This is a genomic window from Myxococcus faecalis (genome assembly GCF_050039385.1).
Taxonomy (GTDB): Bacteria; Myxococcota; Myxococcia; order Myxococcales; family Myxococcaceae; genus Myxococcus; species Myxococcus fulvus.
This window is the reverse complement of the sequence record NZ_CP144336.1, coordinates 10,013,970-10,033,622: the sequence shown is the minus strand read 5'-3', so window position 1 is coordinate 10,033,622 and position 19,653 is coordinate 10,013,970. Positions and strand designations below refer to the sequence as shown.

General features: G+C 68.3%; 17 protein-coding genes and 2 tRNA genes. 3 read left to right on the top strand and 16 right to left on the bottom strand.

The window, feature by feature from the left end:
• Positions 1-97 precede the first annotated feature (97 nt).
• The 4 genes from VZQ01_RS40105 to VZQ01_RS40090 form a co-directional block, all read right to left on the bottom strand.
• Complete coding sequence (locus VZQ01_RS40105) at positions 98-994, bottom strand: DUF2381 family protein (protein WP_426749030.1); 897 nt, start codon at positions 992-994, stop codon at positions 98-100.
• Positions 995-1,068: 74 nt separating this feature from the next.
• Positions 1,069-2,997 carry a serine/threonine protein kinase gene (locus VZQ01_RS40100; RefSeq protein ID WP_426746266.1) on the bottom strand — a complete coding sequence of 643 codons (1,929 nt, stop codon included), beginning with the start codon at positions 2,995-2,997 and terminating at the stop codon, positions 1,069-1,071.
• Positions 2,998-3,188: 191 nt separating this feature from the next.
• Complete coding sequence (locus tag VZQ01_RS40095) at positions 3,189-4,439, bottom strand: imm11 family protein (RefSeq protein WP_426746265.1); 1,251 nt, start codon at positions 4,437-4,439, stop codon at positions 3,189-3,191.
• 15 nt (positions 4,440-4,454) lie between these two features.
• The gene (locus VZQ01_RS40090) at positions 4,455-5,819 is read right to left on the bottom strand and encodes an AHH domain-containing protein (RefSeq protein ID WP_426746264.1); all 1,365 of its coding nucleotides are present in this window, start codon (positions 5,817-5,819) and stop codon (positions 4,455-4,457) included.
• Between the two features lie 276 nt (positions 5,820-6,095).
• Here VZQ01_RS40090 and VZQ01_RS40085 point away from each other — a divergent pair, with 276 nt between their 5' ends.
• Entirely contained in the window at positions 6,096-7,073 is a 978-nt protein-coding gene (locus tag VZQ01_RS40085; protein WP_426746263.1) for a DUF932 domain-containing protein, read from the top strand.
• A 641-nt stretch (positions 7,074-7,714) separates the two neighbouring features.
• On the top strand, positions 7,715-8,206 hold the full coding sequence (locus VZQ01_RS40080; protein ID WP_426746262.1) for a hypothetical protein: 492 nt from the start codon (positions 7,715-7,717) through the stop codon (positions 8,204-8,206).
• Between the two features lie 17 nt (positions 8,207-8,223).
• Here the strand turns inward: VZQ01_RS40080 and VZQ01_RS40075 are convergent, their stop codons facing one another.
• On the bottom strand, positions 8,224-8,427 hold the full coding sequence (locus tag VZQ01_RS40075) for a hypothetical protein (protein WP_426746261.1): 204 nt from the start codon (positions 8,425-8,427) through the stop codon (positions 8,224-8,226).
• A gap of 75 nt (positions 8,428-8,502) precedes the next feature.
• Here VZQ01_RS40075 and VZQ01_RS40070 point away from each other — a divergent pair, with 75 nt between their 5' ends.
• Positions 8,503-8,892 (top strand): tyrosine-type recombinase/integrase, encoded by a 390-nt coding sequence (locus VZQ01_RS40070; protein ID WP_426746260.1) that lies wholly within the window; start codon positions 8,503-8,505, stop codon positions 8,890-8,892.
• Here the strand turns inward: VZQ01_RS40070 and VZQ01_RS40065 are convergent.
• The 11 genes from VZQ01_RS40065 to VZQ01_RS40015 form a co-directional block, all read right to left on the bottom strand.
• A tRNA-Pro gene (locus tag VZQ01_RS40065) sits at positions 8,871-8,947 on the bottom strand. The two genes, VZQ01_RS40070 and VZQ01_RS40065, sit on opposite strands and share 22 nt — an antisense overlap.
• A gap of 96 nt (positions 8,948-9,043) precedes the next feature.
• On the bottom strand, positions 9,044-9,433 hold the full coding sequence (locus VZQ01_RS40060; protein ID WP_046713974.1) for an integration host factor subunit alpha: 390 nt from the start codon (positions 9,431-9,433) through the stop codon (positions 9,044-9,046).
• Positions 9,434-9,532: 99 nt separating this feature from the next.
• Positions 9,533-11,947, bottom strand: coding sequence for a phenylalanine--tRNA ligase subunit beta (gene pheT, locus VZQ01_RS40055; RefSeq protein ID WP_426746259.1), 2,415 nt, complete (start codon positions 11,945-11,947; stop codon positions 9,533-9,535).
• A 93-nt stretch (positions 11,948-12,040) separates the two neighbouring features.
• A complete protein-coding gene (gene pheS / locus VZQ01_RS40050) occupies positions 12,041-13,090 on the bottom strand; it encodes a phenylalanine--tRNA ligase subunit alpha (protein ID WP_074952357.1) in 1,050 nt (349 codons plus the stop codon).
• 158 nt (positions 13,091-13,248) lie between these two features.
• Positions 13,249-13,596, bottom strand: coding sequence for a 50S ribosomal protein L20 (rplT, locus tag VZQ01_RS40045; RefSeq protein WP_141323077.1), 348 nt, complete (start codon positions 13,594-13,596; stop codon positions 13,249-13,251).
• 92 nt (positions 13,597-13,688) lie between these two features.
• Positions 13,689-13,895: a 50S ribosomal protein L35 gene (gene rpmI, locus VZQ01_RS40040; RefSeq protein WP_046713978.1), complete on the bottom strand. Its 207-nt coding sequence runs from the start codon at positions 13,893-13,895 to the stop codon at positions 13,689-13,691.
• A 344-nt stretch (positions 13,896-14,239) separates the two neighbouring features.
• Positions 14,240-16,168, bottom strand: a complete 1,929-nt coding sequence (gene thrS, locus VZQ01_RS40035; RefSeq protein WP_426746258.1) for a threonine--tRNA ligase — start codon at positions 16,166-16,168, stop codon at positions 14,240-14,242.
• Between the two features lie 79 nt (positions 16,169-16,247).
• Positions 16,248-16,319: transfer RNA gene (locus VZQ01_RS40030), tRNA-Val, on the bottom strand.
• An 86-nt stretch (positions 16,320-16,405) separates the two neighbouring features.
• Positions 16,406-17,083 (bottom strand): uracil-DNA glycosylase, encoded by a 678-nt coding sequence (locus VZQ01_RS40025; RefSeq protein ID WP_426746257.1) that lies wholly within the window; start codon positions 17,081-17,083, stop codon positions 16,406-16,408.
• Between the two features lie 130 nt (positions 17,084-17,213).
• Positions 17,214-18,380 carry an AI-2E family transporter gene (locus VZQ01_RS40020; protein ID WP_194869008.1) on the bottom strand — a complete coding sequence of 389 codons (1,167 nt, stop codon included), beginning with the start codon at positions 18,378-18,380 and terminating at the stop codon, positions 17,214-17,216.
• An 870-nt stretch (positions 18,381-19,250) separates the two neighbouring features.
• A complete protein-coding gene (locus tag VZQ01_RS40015; RefSeq protein WP_426746256.1) occupies positions 19,251-19,631 on the bottom strand; it encodes a PEGA domain-containing protein in 381 nt (126 codons plus the stop codon).
• Positions 19,632-19,653 lie beyond the last annotated feature (22 nt).

Sequence of the window (19,653 nt, the reverse complement as noted above, 5' to 3'; positions counted from 1 at the left end):
CCCACGAGGGTGTCATGCACCTGCAACGGTGCGGACACCCGGAGGTCGTCAGACCTCTTTAGCTCTCGGCGCTACGTCGATGCACACCTGGGCCACGCTATGGGAAGGATACTCCGGACAGGATGACGGTGCGGCCGGTGCTGGGCTCCCAGAGCTTGAGGGTGTAGAGGCCCTGGGCCTGCGTTTCCAGCGCCTTCGCCTGCACCACGATGCGTTGCTCGCTTCCGCCCGGAGCCACGGGCCCGGACTGCCATACCGGCAGCGTCTTCAGCTCCACGCCCTTCGGGTCCGTCAGCACGGCCTCCGTGGTCGTCCAGGTCTGGGCGCCTTCGGGATTCTCAAGAAGAACCTCCAGGGCCACCTGCCGCGCGGAGCGGTAGCTGAGGACGCGTACCGTCACGAGCGCGTTGCGCTGGGCCCGAATGACCGACTCCGTGAGCGTCCGGGTCCTAACCCCTGTGATGTCCACAGTGCCGGCGGCGATGAGGCCCGCCAGTCCCCTTGGAACGGCGTGCTCGGCGCGCTCCCGCTCCAGATCCTCATGGCACAGCTCGGCCTCCATCCGCGCCGCTCGAGCCTCCCGCTGGTAGAACTCCACGGGCTGGGCCTTCCGGTACACCTCCACCAGGCGCTCCGCCCGGACCGGGTGCACTACGAGGATGAACGTCGCGCCTGACGGGGCCGCGCCATCCTTGAAGCGCACGGACAGCCGCAGCCTCGCGCCGGACGCCAGCTTGTCGGAGGGCGTCAGACGCAGGGTGGTCTGCCCGACATCCACGAGCGAGAACACCTCCCGTCGCTCCAGGTCCACCAGTTCCTTGCCGCTCTCCCCACGCGACAGCTCCGCGTCGAAGGTGAACGTGGTGGACAACCCCGGGCTGATAACAATCTCTGGTTCCTGACCAGAAGGCTCCTCCGGCAGCTCGACCACACGGACACCGCCAGTCCAGGGGACGGAGCGTGGCTGGGCGGTGGACTCCGTCCCCGCCAACACGATGAGCACCAGCAGGACTGCGTAGTACGAGGCATGCACGAGGCGGAACCTCACGAAGCAGCCCTGAGGCCGCGTCACTCGAAGTGGTCGACCGGCTTCAATTCCCCCACGGGGAAGACAAGCGCGGAGTCGGCATCGCCGCCGGGCTTTCGCTCAAGGCCCCGCTTTCCGTCCTGACCAATCAGCTCCATGCACACGGGGTAGGTCGCGCGGCGGTCATGCGTAACCGCCGAGGTGAAGCGGCCGTACACGCGATCCCCGAGGATGAGCTGGCCGGTGACCACCGAGGCGCTGCGCAGACCCTCCCACCCCTCCGCCAGTCTCACCTGCGTCACTCCGGCGTCCACGGAGATGACACGAGGTTCACCCTTGATGACGTTGAAGATGATGGTGCGCTTGTAGCCCAACCGGATGCCCAACTCCTCCATGGTCTTCAATGCGTCCTGCGGGCAGGCTTCCGGTGGGGGCGAAGGAGGGGGGCGCACCTGGGGGCTGGAGCAGGAGAGTTCAAGGCAGGCGCCAGCAACACCCATGGCGGTCCTTCCCACCTTCTTCAGCGAACTGGCAGGCAGCTTCGGCTGCTTCATCACGGTTGAATTCTCTTTCGACAGCGCCGCGGAAGCCGCGGCGGACACAGCGGTTGCCTCCACCATGGGCGGAGCTGTGGCAGGGAAAGCTTCCGGTAGCGGCCCCACGGACGCCACTTCAAGGAGCGGCGCGGGGGGCGTCACCACGTCGGAAAGCGGCGCGGGCACCTTCGCATCCCTGGATGAAGGCCCGCGATCCAGCGCCTGCATCCCCCAGGCAGCCAAGCCCACCACCCCCGCGAGCCGCACGACCGCCACCAGCACGGGTGAGCGCACCCGCCGATGCCGTGAAGGTACGCCCGCTGAAGGCCCCTGCATCACAGCACCTGGGTCCTGCCTGGCCGGGCGCCGGACGAAGGGTAATGACGGGGCGAGCACCAGCCTGGGCGCGGGCGGAGTCGCGGAGCACGTGGGCCATTCCGGTCTGCGGATGCGTCGCCGTGCGCCGTCGCCGAGTACAGGTTCGGCTCCCTCAACTTCCTCCCACTCGAAGAGGCTGACCTCCCACGCGGCGGGCTTGCCGAAGCTCACTGCCTCCATGAGCGCCGCGTGCAATTCAGCCCCTGCCGGGTAGCGCTCCTGCGGCTTTTTCGTCAGCAGCCGCATGATGACGTCGCTGAGCGCTCGAGGCGTGCGCCGATTGAAGTCCGCTGGCGCCGGTGGCGTCTGGGCCTCAATGGCCAGGTACAGCATGTCGGGCGGCAGGTGCGGCGGGAACGGGTAGTGCCCGGTCACCGCCCTGTACAGGCTGACGCCCAGTGCGTACAGGTCATCGGTGGGCCGGTACTCGTACCGAGCTCCCGGACGTCCGTGATTTTCCCGGTGGAAGCGCACCGCCTCGGGGCTGCGCAGGAGGAGTGTGCCCGGGGGCACCGTCTGCTCGGTGATGGTCGCCGCGCCCGCGTAGTCCCCGATGCCGAAGTCGATGATCATCGGCTCGCCGTCCGGCTCCCGGATGAGGATGTGCGCGGGCTTGACGTCGCGGTGCAGCACTCCCGCCCGGTGGAGCGCATCGAAGGCCAGGGCCACCTTGCCGGCGGCCTGCGCCAGCTCGCGGAAGCTCGGATTCACCTCCTCGGCCCAGGTGTCCAGCGGCCGGCCGGCCACCCAGTCCATGACGAAGTAGAGGTAGCCGGTCTGCGGGTGGGGCCACCTGCCACAGGCGTGGAAGCGCACCACGTTGCGGTGCACGGCCTTGACCATGAGCAGCGCGACTTCACGCTCGGCCCGTTCGTCACCAGGACGCAGCGCCAGCTTCAACGCGTAGAACTCGCCGGGCCGGGCCATGTCCTCCACGCGGTACACGGCGCCGAAGCCCCCCACGCCCAGCCGCTCCACCACCCGCCAGGTGCCCACCTCCGTGCCGGGCCCCAGCGCCGCCGGGTACACCTGAAAGTTCTCCGCGTGCATGACCATGGGAGCAGCCCACCTCGAACCCAACCTAGCAGGTTCCTGAGGGCTGCTGAGAGGTTCGCTACCTGCTTGGTCAGGCTGTTGCTCGCTTCAGGTGGTGGCACGAGCCCCAACTTCCCGGAGCACCGCTCCAGCGGCTCCAGCGGCTCCATGGTGGCACCGGCCACCTCCCAGCCCCTGGAGCTGGCCGGTAGTCACACCACGGCTTGGCGCCAGGCACGAGACAGGTGCTCCTGACCTTCCTGGGCGAAGCGCCGCACCAACTCGTCCCGACCGCGCTTCCCGTACTCCAGCAGGTACGCCAGCTCGGCGGGCATCAGCACCTTGACGGTGACCAGCCGCACCTCTCCGGCCGGCATGGTGAAGCTCCGGGGAAGCGTGCTCGACTCCATGCCCAGCAGCACCCCCACCCGGCCCTCCTTCGTCAACAGCGGCTCGGGCATGCCCTGGCCAGCGACCTCCATGGAAAGGAAGCCCGCCTTCACCTTCTCGCGGACGCGCTCGTTGCCCGCGAGCTCGTTCCCCACCCGCTCCAGGAGCAGCAGGGGCCAGCTCTTCTCGACGTCACCGAGAGGTTCGTTCGTCTCCAGGGCCAGCTCCAGGCCGAAGCCCACGGACGGCTCCACGTGGTCCACGAAGAAGTCTGACAGCCCGTCCGTCACCAGCAGGGTCCGCCCCTCGGCGCGGTGGATGACGCGCCAGACCTGACGCCGGGCCGGCCAGCCACCACCGACGACGATGGGAATGATGACCTCTTTGTCCAGCTTTCCCAGGGTGCGCCAGAAGGCTTCGCGGGCCGCGTCCGTCTCATCCCGAAGCGCCAGGAGCCTCCGGTTCCGTTCGCGCTCCTCCGGACTGATGGCGCTTGGGCCGGTGACCTCCTTGAAATGGCAGCCCGTGACGCCCGCGCGTTCCAGCGCCTCCTTGATGTCCTCGGACACGATGAGCGCGATGCTCCACCCCCAGGTCCGGAAGACCTTGGCGCCGCCCACCTTCGTCGGGTCGATTCTCATGCCGGACACCGCCCGGTACTTGCCGACCTTCTCCGGGCGCCCATCCTCCGGCTTCCAGTACCGCACCTCCGTTGAGGCGTTGTCGTCAATGCACCGAATGAGCCGAGTAGCGACGAGGATGAAGTACGGCTCGGACTGTCCGGCAACGTCGACTGGAAAGAGCTGCACGTCGTCGGGCGCCAGATCCGCGAAGATGTGCGCCACCCCCTTGTGAACAATAGGGGTGACCCCCACGCCCGCGAGGGAAAAATCAAGAGGACTCCCGGAATGGTCGATGGGGATCTTGAGTCGAGCTTCAACCTGGACAGGGCAGCCATCCGTGAACTGCCACGGGTCGTCCACCTCCTGCCCCTGTGAATCCGTGGGGTCTCCCAGCAGCCAGCGCCCCTGGAGCTCCATGTCATCAGATAGATCAAAGAATCGCTTCGCCATGAATCCTTCCTCACCTCACTCAGACCGCGTCACCAGCTTGTTGAGTTCGGTGCCCGGCTTGGAGATCTGCACGGCCAAATCCCTCAGTTCTGCCGTCAGACTTTCACGACACTGCTGGATGCTCCTGCAGCGCCTCGTCGCGTCCTGCAGTCGGCGGAAGACCTCTCGATGGTATTCAACGGGGTGAGGCCCTTTGTGGCCCGGCACGCGGACCTTGTTGGCCGCGTCATCGAGTGACATGCCCGCCCGGTCGAAGAGCTTCTGAAACTTGGGTGACCAAGGGCCACCGCTGCTGGTGGAGTCCCACCACTTGTTCGTCGCGATGTGGTGCTCGTGGGCATCGGTCGCCACTGGCTCGGACGCCACGGCTCTCGTGCCGCGCGCCGTCTCCGCGACAGCCTCCGGGTCCAGTGCAATGGTGATGACGCCTCCCGGTGCCACCACCACCGAGGTGACCTGACCCGCCGCCGCCAGCCGGAAGCCGCCCTGCCCCGCCCCCACCAGCGAGGCTTGCGCGGATCCGGGCAACGTGGGAACCCTCGTCGCCAGCGTCTGCGCCGTGCTGCCCAGCGCCGCCATCGCGAGCATGATGAACGCCCGCGCCGCGTTCTTCCCCATCACCTTCCCGTACTTCTCTCCCGCGTCCTGTATCTCATCGAAGGTGGTCGCTACTTCCACCTCCTTCGCCAGCACCCTCCAGCCCTTCACCAGGCTCCACACCGTGTCCCAGCCCAGGTAGCCGATCAGCACCACTGTCAGGGTCGCGGCGATGCCCTTCGACAGCACCGGGTCGGGCACCAGCCACAAGCCGAAGTAGATGGCTCCCGTCGTGGCGAGCATCGTCACCATCGCCTCCTTGTCCGTCAGCTCGCCCAGTGCCTCGGCCGTTTCGTCCCAGACCGAATCCAGGGCCAGACGGAAGGCCAGGGTGCGCTTGCCCTCCTCGTCCAGGGTGACGTCCTCGTCCAGTAGATGCAGGCAGTCCCGGGGCTGCTTCTGGCGCTGGCACCAGCGTCCGTAGGCGCTCGCCAGCTCCGTTTCCGCGTCGGGTTCCTCGGTCACGAGAAGCCGGCCCCGCTGCGGATCTTCGACGGAGACCAGTCCCATGCGCCCGCGCACAGGAGAGAAAGCGCGGGGCTGGCCCAGGTTGAACAGCCTCAACGCCGCTTCCCTTGGCCGAGAGGACAGAGGCGCGGTGCGCGCCAGCTTCTGGACCGCCTCCGCGAACTCGTCCTCGTCCAGTTCGACGGGCTCCGCGTCCGCGCGCGGCGTGTAAACGATGGGCTGGCCCTCGCCCGTGTCCAGGCGCACCACCCGCGAGGTGGCACAACCCGTGGCCGTCAGGACCAGCAGCACCACCGCTCCCCAGCGCAGCGTCATGCTCTTCTCCGCGTCATCGCTCCCCATCTTGAGGGTCGAAGTTCATGGAATTCCAGAGCAGATTGACCTTGCCCCGGGAGCCTGAAGAAAAGGCGCTCCATGCTGCGGCATAAGCACCTGGCGGGAGACTTCCGCTGACGTCCAGCCCGTTGTGGGCCGGGCGTCTTCCTCCAACCCCAACCCGCAACACGGCGTACCGCGAGTCACACGGGCCGCGCAGCACCCGCTCCCTGTCCGTCATGCCCGAGGTGCGCCCTCTCCACGAGGAGGAGCACCATGTCTCACGACATCCACCAGATGGCCTACGTCGGCGAGGAGCCCTGGCACGGCCTGGGCACGCAGTTGCCCACCGCCAGCACCTACGAGGAGGTGGTCCAGGCGGCCGGCTTCTACACCGCTGTCGAGCGCCCCCTCTACTCGCCACCCATGGAGGAGCCCATCCCGGACCGCAAGGGCCTCTTCCGGGGAGACACGGGCGAGTACCTGTCCACGGTCCACAAGGGCTACGAGGTGGTGCAGTTCGAGGAGGTGGCCCGCACGCTGGTGGAGGCAGCCGGCGGCGTGGGAGCCATCTTTCACACGGCGGGCACGCTGGGCCGCAACGGCGTGCGTGGGTGGCTGCTGGGCGAGCTGCCCGAGCCGCTGCGCGTCCGGGGCGACAAGAGCCCCATCCGCCGCTACGTGCTGGGCTACACCGGCCACGACGGCACCACGGCCATCACCCTCAAGAACGTGGCCACCCGCGTGGTCTGCCAGAACACCATCGGCGTCGCCCTCAACGAGCAGGACGGGGCCGAGTGGCACATCCCGCACTTCGACAACGCGAAGCAGAGGCTGGAGGAGGCGGGCCGGGCGTTCCGGGAACTGATGGACAGCTACGCCCGCTTCGGGAACCTGGCCAACCGCTTGGCGGTGACGCCCTTCTCCGAGGAGCAGTTCCGCCGCGTGCTGGACGTGGTGCTGCCCATGCCCGAGGACGAGGGCAACCACCCGCGCATCATCCACGCGCGGGAGAAGGTGGTGGAGCTGTACCACGCCGGCACCGGCATCGAGGGCGACATGCAGGGCTCCGCCTGGGCGGCCCTCCAGGCGGTGGCGGAGTACGCGGACCACCACCGGCAGACACGGGTCGTGCAGGGCAAGCGCATGGACGCGATGCGCCTGGAGTCCATCTGGATGGGCAAGGCCGCCAGCATGAAGCGGCAGGCCCTCACCGCAATCCTGAGCGAGTCCCAGCTCCGGCTCGTGGCGTAGAGCCCGAGGCGGACAGCTAGCAGAGGTGCCCCCATGGACTGGCTCCGGAAGGCGCTGACCTCGCGCCTGATCCGGGAGGTGGCCGCTGCCATCCTCACGGTAGTGTCCGACTTTCTGGGACGGCGCAGGGAAGCGCGGTGACGTGGGAGGGGTGGGGCCGTTCTTCATCTGCGGCCCCACCCTTCTTCTTACCGCTCAAGCACCGGGTGGGCCGGGTCCTCACCCTGGTAGCTGGTGGAGGTGGACGGAGGTTGCCCCACGGGTGGCCGAAGTCCCTGGGCTCCTTTCCCAGTCCGTCCCCAAGAAGCAGAAGCGCCGAGAGCGCCCCGACCCCTCGTGCGTGAGAAGCGAGAGGGCGAACACAGGAGGGGCGGTCATCAGGACCTGACGGGGGCAGGCGACCGGCGCCAAGTAGGCCCCAAAAATTTCCAAGCCCCCCCTTCCCCCGGCAACTCGAAGAAGACCCGGGGCCCCTTCCAGGTGGACCTGAGGCAAGGGAACCCCAGTCTCCCCAGGGGATGGGGGCCCTGCCCGGAGTCGATAGCTCTAGCAATAGGCGAGAACGGAGAGGGAGGCCGGGAAGGCCGTCAGAACGAACCCGGGGCGATTCAACACACGCACTTCGCGAGTAGACTCGAAGGATGGGGATGTCGCGCTGGGGCGCATTCGTGAAATCTGGGTGTTTGTGGCCAATCGTCATGGCCGCATCGTGCGTGGGCGTGTGCCACTACGACATGCGTCGCGCGGAGCAGCATCGGGAGGCGGACATCGCTCGTGAACGCGCGGCCGACCCGTGCCATTACGATGAGGCGCTTCGACGCGCACACCCTGAGCTTGAAGCTCTTGGAGAACGGCATGTCCAAGAGCTGAACCAGTGGAGCGTGCAGAACGATCTCGATGACCTTCAACTGAAGGCTGACGAGATCAGGGACAGACTTCTCCCACCTGAAGCTGCGGCTGACCGGGCCCTACAACGGGTGGATCTTGCCGGCCAGATGGCCGAACGCAGGTTGGAGCGATTCGATGCCATGCTTACTCGACATGAGGCCGAGTGGAAGGCCGCATGCGAATCTGCCATTGCCAAGTTCCGGCAGGCCACTTCAGCGCCCAGGACAGCTACGAACCCGCCGTAGTCCATTCGCGCGGATCGTCACTGCACCAGCCGCAGCTTCACCCGCAGCTCCTTCGCCTCCATCAGCGCCTCGGACTTCGCGGCGGCCACCTGGGAGCGCATCTTGCCGAGTAGCTCGGTCTGCCGCAGCAGGCTGGACTCCAGCGTGCGCCGGGACTTCTCCATCTTCTTCAAGTCCGCGTCCTCCAGCAGCAGCACCTCGGCGGCCAGCCGCTCGCGCACGGGTCCAAGTCCGGCCTTGGAGTTACACCGGTCTCGTTGAGTCACGCCGAACTTGAGCACTGCCCCCGCTGCGGCATGAAGCTCTGGCCCCGGGCGCTCCCTCGCCCGCTGCGCTTCCATGACCTGCGGCACACGACCGCCACTCTGCTGCTCAAGGCGGGCGTCCCGCTGGCCACCGTGCAGCGCATCCTCCGCCACTCGGACCCGGCCATCACCTCGGAGATCTACGGCCACCTCGACGTGGAGGACATGCGCAAGGGACTCAACCTGCTCGCGTTCGGGCCCGCGGTTCCGGGCCCCGCCGAGGCCGTTCCGCACGCGCTGCTTGCTGCTGGCGCCGAGCCCACTCCGCTTGCTTCTAGTTTGCTGCTGGAGTCCGGGAGCCCAAAAGGTGAAGGCCCTGGAGGCTCACGGGAAACCCGCGAATCTCCAGGGCCTTCTATTGGTCGGGGCGACAGGATTTGAACCTGCGACCACTTGCACCCCAAGCAAGTGCGCTACCAGGCTGCGCTACGCCCCGAGAACTTCTTTGCGGCCGCCGTCGTGAAACGGTGCGCCCTTATGCCCCTACACAACGCCCAGGTCAAGCAAGAGCAGCAGGGCGCCGTGGAAAAACCTACCCTTCCGAGTCCTCCATTCCCTCCTCGTCGAAGTCCTCGCCACGGGCCTCCGCCGCGTCCGCCGCCGCCTCCTCCCGCGCGTCGATCTCCGCGTGATCCTCGGGCGGGGCCTCGCCGTTCAGCGCGCTCTTCAACACCTGGCTCGGCCGGAAGGTCAGCACCCGACGCGCCGAGATCTCGATCTCCTTGCCCGTCTGCGGGTTGCGGCCCACGCGCGCCTTCTTCTGGCGCACCTGGAAGTTGCCGAACCCGGAGATCTTGATCTTGTCCCCACGCTCCAGCGTCTCCTTGAGCGTGTCGAACACGAGCTCCACGATCTCGGCCGACTCCTTCTTCGAGAAGCCGACCTTCTCGTAGACGCCCTCGATGATGTCCGCCTTCGTCATGCGAATCCTCGGGATGCCCTCACCCTCAGCGCGGTGAACGCCCGGCCACTGTTGCAGCCTTCCCGAAGCCAAGTCAACCCTCTGACTTCATTCAGGAATTCAGGCACGCAACGAAGCACCCAGCCGCTGGTCCACCTCCGAGACGATCCGCTTGTGCGCCTCGTTGACCTCCACGTCCGTCAACGTCCGGTCCGAAGCCCGGTACCGCAGCGCGAACGCCAGGTTCTTCTTCCCCTCGGGAATCTGCTTGCCCGTGTACACGTCGAACACCAACGCGTCCTCCACCAGCGCCCCGCCCACCTCCAGAATCACCTTCCGCACCGCCCCCGTCTCCAGCTCCACCGGCACCAACACCGCCAGGTCCCGCAGCACCGCCGGGAACTTCGGCAGCGCCCGGTACTCGGGCACCAGCCGGGACGCCGCGTACAAAGGCTCCGTGTCCAGCTCGAACACGAACACGCCCTCGGGCAACCCCAGCGCCTTCACCACCTTCGGGTGCAGCTCCCCCACGTGGCCCAGCACCGTGCCGTCCGCCAGCTTCACCTCCGCGCTGGCTCGCGGGTGGTACGCCGACGGCCCGCCCAGCGACCAGGTGACTCCCTCCACCCGCAGCGCCGCCAGCAGCGCCTCCACCGCCCCCTTCGCGTCGTAGAAGTCCGCCCGCGCGTCCTTCTGCGTCCAGCTCCGCTCCCCACCCCGCAGGCCCCACACCAGGCCCGCCACCCGGTTCACCTCGCGCGCCGCCGGCCGCGTCCCCTGCCCGCCCTGCGCATCCCGGAAGTACGCCCGGCCCGTCTCGTACAGCGACACCGACTCCACCTGGTGCCGCACGCTGCGCGACAGGTTCTCCAGGAGCCCCGGCAGCAGGCTCGTCCGCATCACCGACTGCTCGACGCTCAGCGGGTTGAGCAGCGCCACCGGCTGCTCCTTCAGGCCCAGCACCTCCAGGCTCTTGGGCGCCACGAACGAGTAGTTCACCACCTCGTCCAGCCCCGCCCCCGCCAGCGCGTGCCGCAACCGCCGCTCGGCCTCCGAGTTCGCCGGCTCCGGCGCCAGCGACGCCAGCCCCCGCGGCAGCTTCGCCGGGATGTTGTCGTAGCCGAACACGCGGGCGACCTCCTCCAGCAGGTCCTCCTCACGCTCCACGTCCACGCGCGCCCGAGGCACCTCGTACGTCGCCTGCCCCGCGCCCTCGGACACCTGCTCGAACCCGAGCGCCGCCAGGATGCGACGCACCTCGACCTCCGGCACCGCCACGCCCAGCACCTTCTCCACCCGCGCGAAGCGCAGCGTCACCTGCCGCCGCGGCTTCTCGGCCGGGTACACCTCCACCCGACCCGGCGCCACCGTGCCGCCCGACAGCTCCGTGATGAGCTGCGCGGCCCGATCAATCGCCGGCACCACCGCGTCCAGGTCCGCACCCCGCTCGAACCGGTGCGACGCCTCCGTGTGCAGCGCGTACCGCTTCGCCGTCCGGCGCACCCCGGCGCCCGCGAAGTTCGCCGACTCGAGCACCAGCCGCGTCGTCTTCTCGGTGACCTCGCTGTCCCCACCACCCATGACGCCCGCGAGCGCCTGCGGCCGCTCCTTGTCGCAGATGACCAGGTCATCCACGTCCAGCGTGCGCGCCTTGCCGTCCAGCGTGGTCAGCTTCTCGCCCTTCGCCGCGGTGCGGACGACGAGCTCCTGCCCCGACAGCTTGTCCAGGTCGAACGCGTGCAGCGGCTGGCCGTACTCCAGGTTCACGTAGTTGGTGACGTCCACCACGTTGTTGATGGCCCGCACGCCACAGGCCTTCAGCCGGTCCTGCATCCACTGCGGCGACGGCTTGATGGTGACGTTCTCCACCACCCGGGCCGCGTAGCGCGGGCAGCGCTCCGGGCTCTCCACCCGGACCTTCACCTTCTCGGAGATGGGACCGCCCGACTCCACCGGCTTCGGCTGGGGCAGCTTCAGCGCCGCGCCCGTCACCACGCCCACCTCGCGCGCCACGCCCAGGTGGCTCAGCGCGTCCGGCCGGTTCGGCGTGACGTTCACCTCCAGCACCACGTCATCCAGCCCCAGCGCCTGGGCGATGGGCGTGCCCGGCTTCAAGTCCGGCGAGAGGATGAGCAGCCCGCTCGACTCCTCGCTCAGCCCCAGCTCCTTCGAGGAGCAGAGCATGCCGGAGCTGTCCACGCCGCGCAGCGCCGCCTGCTTGATCTCCATCCCGTTGGGCAGCTTCGTCCCCACGGTGGCCAGCGGCACCTTGTCGCCGACCTTGTAGTTCTTCGCGCCGCACACCACCTGGATGAGCGCGTCCCCGCCCGCGTCGATCTTCGTGACGGAGAGCTTGTCCGCGTTGGGGTGCTGCACCGACTCCTTGATCTGCGCCACCACCACGCCGCGCAGGCCCTCGGCCGGACTCTCCTGGCCCTCAATCTCCAGGCCCGCCGCGGTCAACTTGCGCGCCAGCTCGTCCACCGACGGCGGCAGCGCCACGTAATCGCCGAGCCACTTCACCGAAATCTTCACAGGTCCACCCTCTTGCTCTCTCGGGACGAAGACAGGAGCGCGGGCCGCGCCACTCCTCCCAGGAGCGGCATGCGGGCCCGCGCCCGCCAGGACTCAGAACTGCTCGAGGAACCGAGCGTCGTTCTCGAACATCATCCGCAGGTCGTCGATGCGGTAGCGCAGCATGGCGATGCGCTCCACGCCCATGCCGAACGCGTACCCCGTCACCTCGCCCGGGTCATACCCCGCGGACGTGAAGACGTTCGGGTGCACCATCCCGCTGCCCAGCACCTCCAGCCACCCGGTCTGCTTGCACACCCGGCAGCCCTTGCCGCCGCACGAGGTGCAGGAGATGTCCACCTCCGCCGACGGCTCGGTGAACGGGAAGAACGACGGACGGAAGCGCGTCTTCGTCTCCGAGCCGAAGAACGCCTTCACGAACGCGTCCAGCGAGCCCTTCAGCTCCGCGAACGTCACGTCCTTGTCCACCAGCAGGCCCTCCACCTGGTGGAACATCGGCGTGTGCGTGATGTCCGAGTCGCGCCGGTACACCCGCCCCGGCATCACCGCGCGGATGGGCGGCTTGCGCTGCAGCATGTAGCGCACCTGCACCGGCGACGTGTGCGTGCGCAGCAGCACCGAGCTGTCCGCCTTCTTCGCGTGTCCCAGCGAGGGCTCGTCCACGTAGAACGTGTCCTGCATGTCCCGCGCGGGGTGGTCCTTCGGCAGGTTCAGCGCCTCGAAGTTGAAGTAGTCCAGCTCGATCTCCGGACCACTCGCCACGTCGAAGCCGAGCCGGGAGAACGTCCGGACGATGTCCTCCATCGTCCTCGACACAGGGTGCCGGCTGCCCGGCTTCACCGCGCGGCCCGGCAGCGTCACGTCCAGCCCGGGACCCTGCAGCTGCGCCTCCAGCTCGGCGTCCTCGACCCGCTGGAGGGCGGCGGACAGGAGCGTCTCCAGTTCCGCCTTCACGGTGTTGGCCACCTCGCCCAGGGCCCGGCGCTCGTCCGGGGCCAGCTTGCCCATGCCGCCCAGCACCGCGGACAGCTCGCCCTTCTTGCCCAGGTAGCGGACCTTGAGCGCCTCCACCGCGGGCCTGTCCGAAGCGCCCGCAATCTCCTGCCGCGCGGCCTCCGCCAACGCCTGCAACCTGTCTCGCATGGCCGTGTGCCTCCGTTGTCGCTTCCCCGGGCCCGTGGGCTTCTTCCGGGACAAAAAAAAGGGCCGCCTGGTGAGGCGACCCGTTCACTCTCGCAGGCGGGCGGCCCGTGAAGGCCACCCCACCCGCTCTGTCACCCGCCCGTGAGGGCCGGCGTGTCTCAGGCCGCCTTCGCGATGTTGGCGACGGCCGCGAAGCCCGCGGGATCCGCGATGGCCATGTCCGACAGGACCTTGCGGTCCAGGCTGATCTTCGCCTTGGCCAGGCCCGCGATGAGCTTGGAGTACGAGAGGCCCACGGTGCGGGCCGCCGCGTTGATGCGGACGATCCACAGGCGACGGAAGTCGCGCTTGCGCTGCATGCGGTCACGGCTGGCGTAGTCCAGCGCGCGCTCGACCGCCTGGTTCGCCCGGCGGTAGCAGTTCTTGCGACGGCCGCGGAAGCCCTTGGCCAGCTTCAGGATACTATTGCGACGGCGACGAGCCTTTACACCCTTCTTGACGCGCATGTCTCACTCACTCCGTACTGCGTAGGTTGTCGGTCCCGGGGCGCAGGCTTCACGCCGCTCCACCAGGGACGTCAGGGTTGCCGAGCCGAGGCTCAGGCCCCGTAGGGGAACATCTCCTTGATGACCTTCTTCGCGTCCATATCGCGAAGATGGCTGGTGCCGCGGTTGCCGCGCTTCTGCTTCGGCGTCTTGGCGTGCGTGAAGAGGTGCTTGCCGTAGGCCTTGCCGTGCTTGACCTGGCCGCTCTTCTTCACCTGGAAGCGCTTCTTCGCGCCACTGCGGGTCTTCAACTTCGGCATCGTCCTGATTCCTTCCTTACAGCGTGCCGTCAGCTTCGCGGCCTCAGGCGTTGTCACTTCCAGGCCACGGCGGGAGGCGGCAGCCTGTATCACTCTTTCGTCTCGACTGGAACGGCTACCGCACTCAGAAGTGGCACCGCGCGCCTACACGGTCGCCGCCTCTCCAGGTTGCCTGCCCACTCCCACACCATCCGTCCGCCCTGGCCACCCTCCCAGTCCTCCACCCTCGCCCAGCCACCCGCTCGCTCACCACCCGAGCGGTGTACGCCCCCATCGGAAAGCGCCGCACCTTACTTGGGTGCAACTGGGAGTCAAGACCCGTCCGCAAGACGCGGGCCAACTGCTCACGGCAGCGCGGACTCCTTGGCCAGCAGGGCCTCGAAGTCGGTGAGCTTCATGCTCTTGAGGTCCTCTCCGCCGTAGCGACGGGGCGACACGCTCTCGGAAGAGACCTCGTTGTCGCCCACCACGAGCGTGAACGGGATCTTCTGGAGCTGGGCCTCGCGGATCTTCGCGTTGAGCGACATGCCGCGATCATCGAAGTCCACCCGGAAGCCCTTGGCCCGCAGGGTGTCGCGCACCTTGCGGGCGTAGTCCGCCTGACGGTCCGCCACCACGACGATGACCGCCTGGATGGGCGCGAGCCACGCCGGGAAGGCCCCCGCGAAGTGCTCGATGAGGATGGCCGTGAAGCGCTCGAAGGAGCCGAAGATGGCGCGGTGGAGCACCACCGGGCGGTGCAGCGCGTTGTCCTCGCCCACGTAGGACAGGTCGAAGCGCTCCGGGGCCAGGTAGTCCAGCTGCATGGTGCCCAGCTGCCACCGGCGGCCGATGCTGTCGGACACCGCGAAGTCGATCTTCGGGCCGTAGAAGGCGCCGTCGCCCGGGGCCAGCTCGTACGCGAGGCCCAGCGACTCGAGCGCCGTCTTGAGGCCCGCCTCGGCCCGATCCCACAGGGAGTCGTCCCCCAGGCGCTGCTCGGGACGGGTGGACAGCTTCACCGCGTACGTCAGGCCCACCGCCTTGTAGACGTGGTCCAGCAGCTTCACGAAGCGCTTCACCTCGTCGGTGATCTGCGCCTCGGTGCAGTAGATGTGCGCGTCGTCCTGTGCGAACTGGCGCACGCGGGTCAGGCCACCCAGGGAGCCCGCCGCCTCGTTGCGGTGCAGCACGTCCTGGGTGTGCAGGCGCAGGGGCAGGTCGCGGTAGCTGTGCTTCTTGAAGCCGTAGAACAGGTGGTGCGACGGGCAGTTCATCGGCTTGAGCGAGAAGTCATGCTCTCCCGACTCGCTGTCGAGCACGAGGAACATGTTCTCCTTGTACTTGCCCCAGTGGCCGCTGGTCTCCCAGAGCCCCTTGTTGAACATCAAGGGGGTCTTGATCTCCACGTAGCCATCGTCCTTCGTCAGGCGGCGCATCCAGTCGGAGAGCGTCTGGTAGAAGGTCGTGCCCTTGGCCGTCCAGAAGGCCGCGCCCGGCGCGTACGGGTGGAAGTGGAAGAGGTCCAGCTCCTTGCCCAGCTTGCGGTGGTCGCGCTTCTTCGACTCCTCGACGCGCGTCAGGTACTCCTGCAGCGCCTTCTTGTCGAAGAAGGCCGTCCCGTAGACGCGCTGGAGCATCGGGTTGCGGTGGTCGCCGCGCCAGTAGGCGCCGCTCGAGGAGAGGATCTTGATGACGCCGATCTTCCCCGTGCTCGGGGCGTGGGGCCCCAGGCAGAAGTCCACCCAGTCGCCGTGGGTGTAGAGGGTGAGCGTCTTGGCGCCGCGCTCGGCGATGTCCTTGACGATCTCCACCTTGAACTTCTCGCCCTTCTCCTCGAAGAGGCGGATGGCCTCCTCCATGGAGATCTCGGTGCGGACGAACGCCAGGTCCTTCTTCAGCTCGGCGTTGGCCGCGGCCTCGATCTTCTCCAGGTCCTCGGGCGTGAAGGGCTTCTCGCGGAAGAAGTCGTAGTAGAAGCCCTCCTCCGTCGCCGGACCGATGGTCACCTGCGTGCCGGGGAAGATGCGCTGGACGGCACTGGCCACCACGTGGGCCGCGTCGTGACGGATGAGCTCCAGGGACTCGGGGCTCTTGGGCGTGAAGATCTGCAGCTTCACGTCCTCGTCCAGCTTGCGGCTCAGGTCCATGTCCTGGCCGTTCACCCGGGCGAACAGGGCGGCCTTCGCCAGGCCCGCGCCGATGCCCTCCCGCACGAAGTCCGCGATGGTCGTCCCCCGGGCCGTCTGCTTCTGGGTGCCGTCGGGGAGCGTCACGGTGATCATGTCGGACATGCGATACCTCCGAAAAAACCGCGGGCGGCAGGGCTCTTGAGAAGCCGTGCCGCCCGCTGGAGATTCACTTCAACTGAGTTGGGTCGTAGTGGGATCGAACCACTGACCCCTACCGTGTCAAGGTAGTGCTCTACCGCTGAGCTAACGACCCGTTGGTGCTGAGGTGGCGCGGGGAATACCAGCGGGCTCCCGCGACTGTCAAGCAAACACGCAGGTGAGCCTTCGATCTTCCTTCTTTTAGCGGATCAGTGCGTGGACCCTCGCCATCACCGCGTCGAACATGGCGGGCGTCAGCCGCCCCGTCTGCGTGTTCTGCTGGCTCACGTGGTAGCAGCCCACCAGCGTCCGCCCGCCCGGCAGCGGCAGCTCCGCCCCATGCCCGAAGGCCGGCCGGGGTGAGCCGAACGTCACCCCCGTCCGCTCCAGCGAGGCCAGCGCCGCGTTCCAGCCGATGGCGCCCAGGGCGAGCAGGACCCGCGCGGGTAGGAGCGCCATCTCGCGGTCCAGGAACGGGGCGCAGCGGGCCACCTCCTCCGGGAGCGGCTTGTTGTCGGGGGGAGCGCAGCGGGCGGCCGCCACGATGAAGGCGTCCTTCAGGGCCAGGCCGTCGCCCCGGTGCTCGCTGGTCCCCTGGTTCGCGAACCCCGCCCGGTGCAGCCCCGCGAACAGGAAGTCGCCCGAGCGGTCTCCCGTGAACATCCGCCCCGTCCGGTTGGCTCCGTGCGCGGCCGGCGCCAGACCGACGATGACCAGCCGGGCCCGTGGATCACCGAACCCGGGGACGGGGCGGCCCCAGTAGGTCCACTCGCGGTACGCACGGCGCTTCACCCGGGCGACCTCCTCGCGCCACTCGACCAGCCGGGGGCAGGCCCGACACGAGGCGATCTCCTGGTGCAGCTTCTCCAGCTTCGTCAACGCGCGCTCCTGTTCAATGCGGCCCTCCGCCGCTCGAAACCAGACCGGGCATAACGCGGAGGCCCGCTCCTGGCGCGGGGTTCCCACCCAAGGGGTGGCCCAGCGGCTCGCAGGGAGCCGCCCTCCCCCCTCAGGCGGACTGCGACTCGCCGGTGTACAGGCGCGTGCGCTGGTAGCGCTGCACCACCACGCGCAGCACCACCTTGAGGATGGCCGCCACCGGCACCGCCAGGAGGATGCCGACGAAGCCGAACAGCTCACCGAAGGCCAGGATGGCGATGATGACCGCCACGGGCGCCAGGCCCACCTTCTCGCCCACGATGCGCGGGGTGATGACGAACCCCTCCAGCATCTGGCCGATGATGAACGTGCCCGCCACCACGCCAATCTGCCAGGGTCCCTGCCACGACAGCATCAGCCCCACCAGGGACAGCAGGATGCCCACGCCCGTGCCCAGGTACGGCACCATGTTGCCGAAGCCGGCGATGACCCCGATGACGATGGCCATGTCGATGCGGCCGATGGACAGGCCCGCCGCGTAGATGACCGACAGCAGCGCCCCCACCGTCAGCTGCCCGCGCACGAAGGCCGAGAGCACCTCGTCGACCTCGGCGAAGCGGCGCGCCACCAGCGCCACCGAGCGACGCGGGAGCAGGTCCTTCACCCGCCCCATCAACCGGGGGTAGTCCTGGAGGAAGAAGAACGCCAGCACCGGCACCACGGCGAGCCCCAGCAGAGTGACCACGAAGCGCGCCGTGTTGCCCGCGAAGGCCGCCACGATTCGCGCCGCCGCGGGCCCCGCGCTCTGCACCAGTTCGGAGGCCTGCTGCCCCAGCTCCGTCGTGCGCTGACGGATGAGGTCCGGCAACGAGGCGCCGACCAGCGCCTCCACACGCGGCACGACCTGCGTGCTCGCTCGCGAGAAGAAGTCCGGGAGCTTCAACGCCTCGTCGCGGAACACGGGGATGAGGTAGAGCACCGCCCCCACGAGCAGCAACGTCCCGGCGACGAAGACCAGCGTCGTCCCCAGGGTTCGATCGAGTCCGCGGCGCTCCAGGGACGTCACCATCGGGTTGAAGATGTAGGCGCCGGACAGCGCCAGCAGCACGGGCACCGCCACGCCGCCGAACACCGCGAGCAGCGCGAACACCAGCCCCAGCGAGCCCACCATCACCGCCGACCACCACAGGTCGATGCGGCGCGCCTCGGTCTCCGTCAGCTCGACATCAGGCACGGGCTCGACGGCCCCAGGCGCGACAGGCTCCTCCGTCTTCACCGAGTGAAGCACGGGCGGCACCGGCGCACGGCTGATGGACCCAGGGCTGCTCTTCTTGTTGCGCCGTCCGATGACCCACGCTCCTCCGCGAAGCACTCGCGGACTCCGGCTCCTTACAAGCCGCCATGTCACGACCCGAAAGCGCGCAGCCTAGCTTGCAAGCCCCTCCTGGACGAAGGACCCACCTCGGGCCGCGCCCTCGCAGCCCTGAATACCTCGGCGAGCGAGCGCCTGGCTGGTCGAAGTGCCGCCGTGCCCCTCGCGGGTCGTCCCGAGGTGCGGAGGAACGAGAACCCCGGAGGGGCTCCTTGCTCAAGCGCCTCGTGGCCCGAGGGGAGCGCGCCTTGCACGTACATCCTCGCGACATCGAACACAGGGCCGCCATCCCGAGCGAGGCCCGGGGCCTGCACCGGGAGCGAGAGACCGGCTGGTCGAAGTGCCTCCTTACGCCCCGCGCGGGCCGTCCCGACGCACGAAGGAAGGGACGAGAACACTGGAAAAAGACCTTCCCGCATGGACGCCTCGTGGTCTGGGGCGCGCCTTGCTCGTGCGTCCTCGCGACATCGAACACAGGGCTGGCATCCAGAAGGAAGGGACCAGAACACTGGAGAAGGATCTTCTCGCCCGGGCGCCTCGTGGGCAGGGGGACGCACCTTGCTGTGCTCCCTCGCGACATCGAACCCAGGGCTGCCATCCGGAAAGAAGGGGCGAGACCATGGAAGAAGGATCTTCTCGCCCGGGCGCCTCGTTTTCTGGGCGACGCGCCTTGCTCGTGCTTCCTCGCGACATCGAACCCAGGGCTGCCATCCCGGGCGAGGTCCGGCACGCCCCGGGAATCACCGTCGCGCCGTGCACCACAGCGCCCGAGTCACCGCCGAAGACTCACGCCCCTCAGGGCGTCCCTTCCGCGGGAGGCGCGGACTCCGTGGCGCGCAGCGTGACGTTCAGCCGCGCCCGCGCACCACTGGGCTCGTAGTACGTCGTGTACGGCCAGTACCCGTGCTTCTTCACCTCAATCTGATGCAGCCCGACGCCCAGGTTGAGCCCCCGTGGATTGCCCGCGTAGTCGCTGCACACGCCCTGGAGCACGCCGTCCAGATACACCTCGGCGTCCTCGGGCACGCAGCGCAGCGACACATCCCCGCTGGTCGGCTTCGCACCCGCCATCAGCTCGCGCGCCTTCGCCACGGAGTCGGGCTCCTTGCGCCCACACCCCCACAGCGCGCCCACCACCAACCACGCACACCACCCAGTCACCAGACGGCGTCGCACCCCGTCACCCACTCTTCCCCGC

Excerpts from the sequence above, each read along its gene's own strand:
- VZQ01_RS40100 (WP_426746266.1), bottom strand. The coding sequence starts at position 2,997 with ATGGTCATGCACGCGGAGAACTTTCAGGTGTACCCGGCGGCGCTGGGG.
- VZQ01_RS40095 (WP_426746265.1), bottom strand. The coding sequence starts at position 4,439 with ATGGCGAAGCGATTCTTTGATCTATCTGATGACATGGAGCTCCAGGGG.
- VZQ01_RS40090 (WP_426746264.1), bottom strand. The coding sequence starts at position 5,819 with ATGACGCTGCGCTGGGGAGCGGTGGTGCTGCTGGTCCTGACGGCCACG.
- VZQ01_RS40085 (WP_426746263.1), top strand. The coding sequence starts at position 6,096 with ATGTCTCACGACATCCACCAGATGGCCTACGTCGGCGAGGAGCCCTGG.
- VZQ01_RS40080 (WP_426746262.1), top strand. The coding sequence starts at position 7,715 with ATGGGGATGTCGCGCTGGGGCGCATTCGTGAAATCTGGGTGTTTGTGG.
- VZQ01_RS40070 (WP_426746260.1), top strand. The coding sequence starts at position 8,503 with ATGAAGCTCTGGCCCCGGGCGCTCCCTCGCCCGCTGCGCTTCCATGAC.
- VZQ01_RS40060 (WP_046713974.1), bottom strand. The coding sequence starts at position 9,433 with ATGACGAAGGCGGACATCATCGAGGGCGTCTACGAGAAGGTCGGCTTC.
- pheS (WP_074952357.1), bottom strand. The coding sequence starts at position 13,090 with ATGCGAGACAGGTTGCAGGCGTTGGCGGAGGCCGCGCGGCAGGAGATT.
- rplT (WP_141323077.1), bottom strand. The coding sequence starts at position 13,596 with ATGCGCGTCAAGAAGGGTGTAAAGGCTCGTCGCCGTCGCAATAGTATC.
- rpmI (WP_046713978.1), bottom strand. The coding sequence starts at position 13,895 with ATGCCGAAGTTGAAGACCCGCAGTGGCGCGAAGAAGCGCTTCCAGGTG.
- thrS (WP_426746258.1), bottom strand. The coding sequence starts at position 16,168 with ATGTCCGACATGATCACCGTGACGCTCCCCGACGGCACCCAGAAGCAG.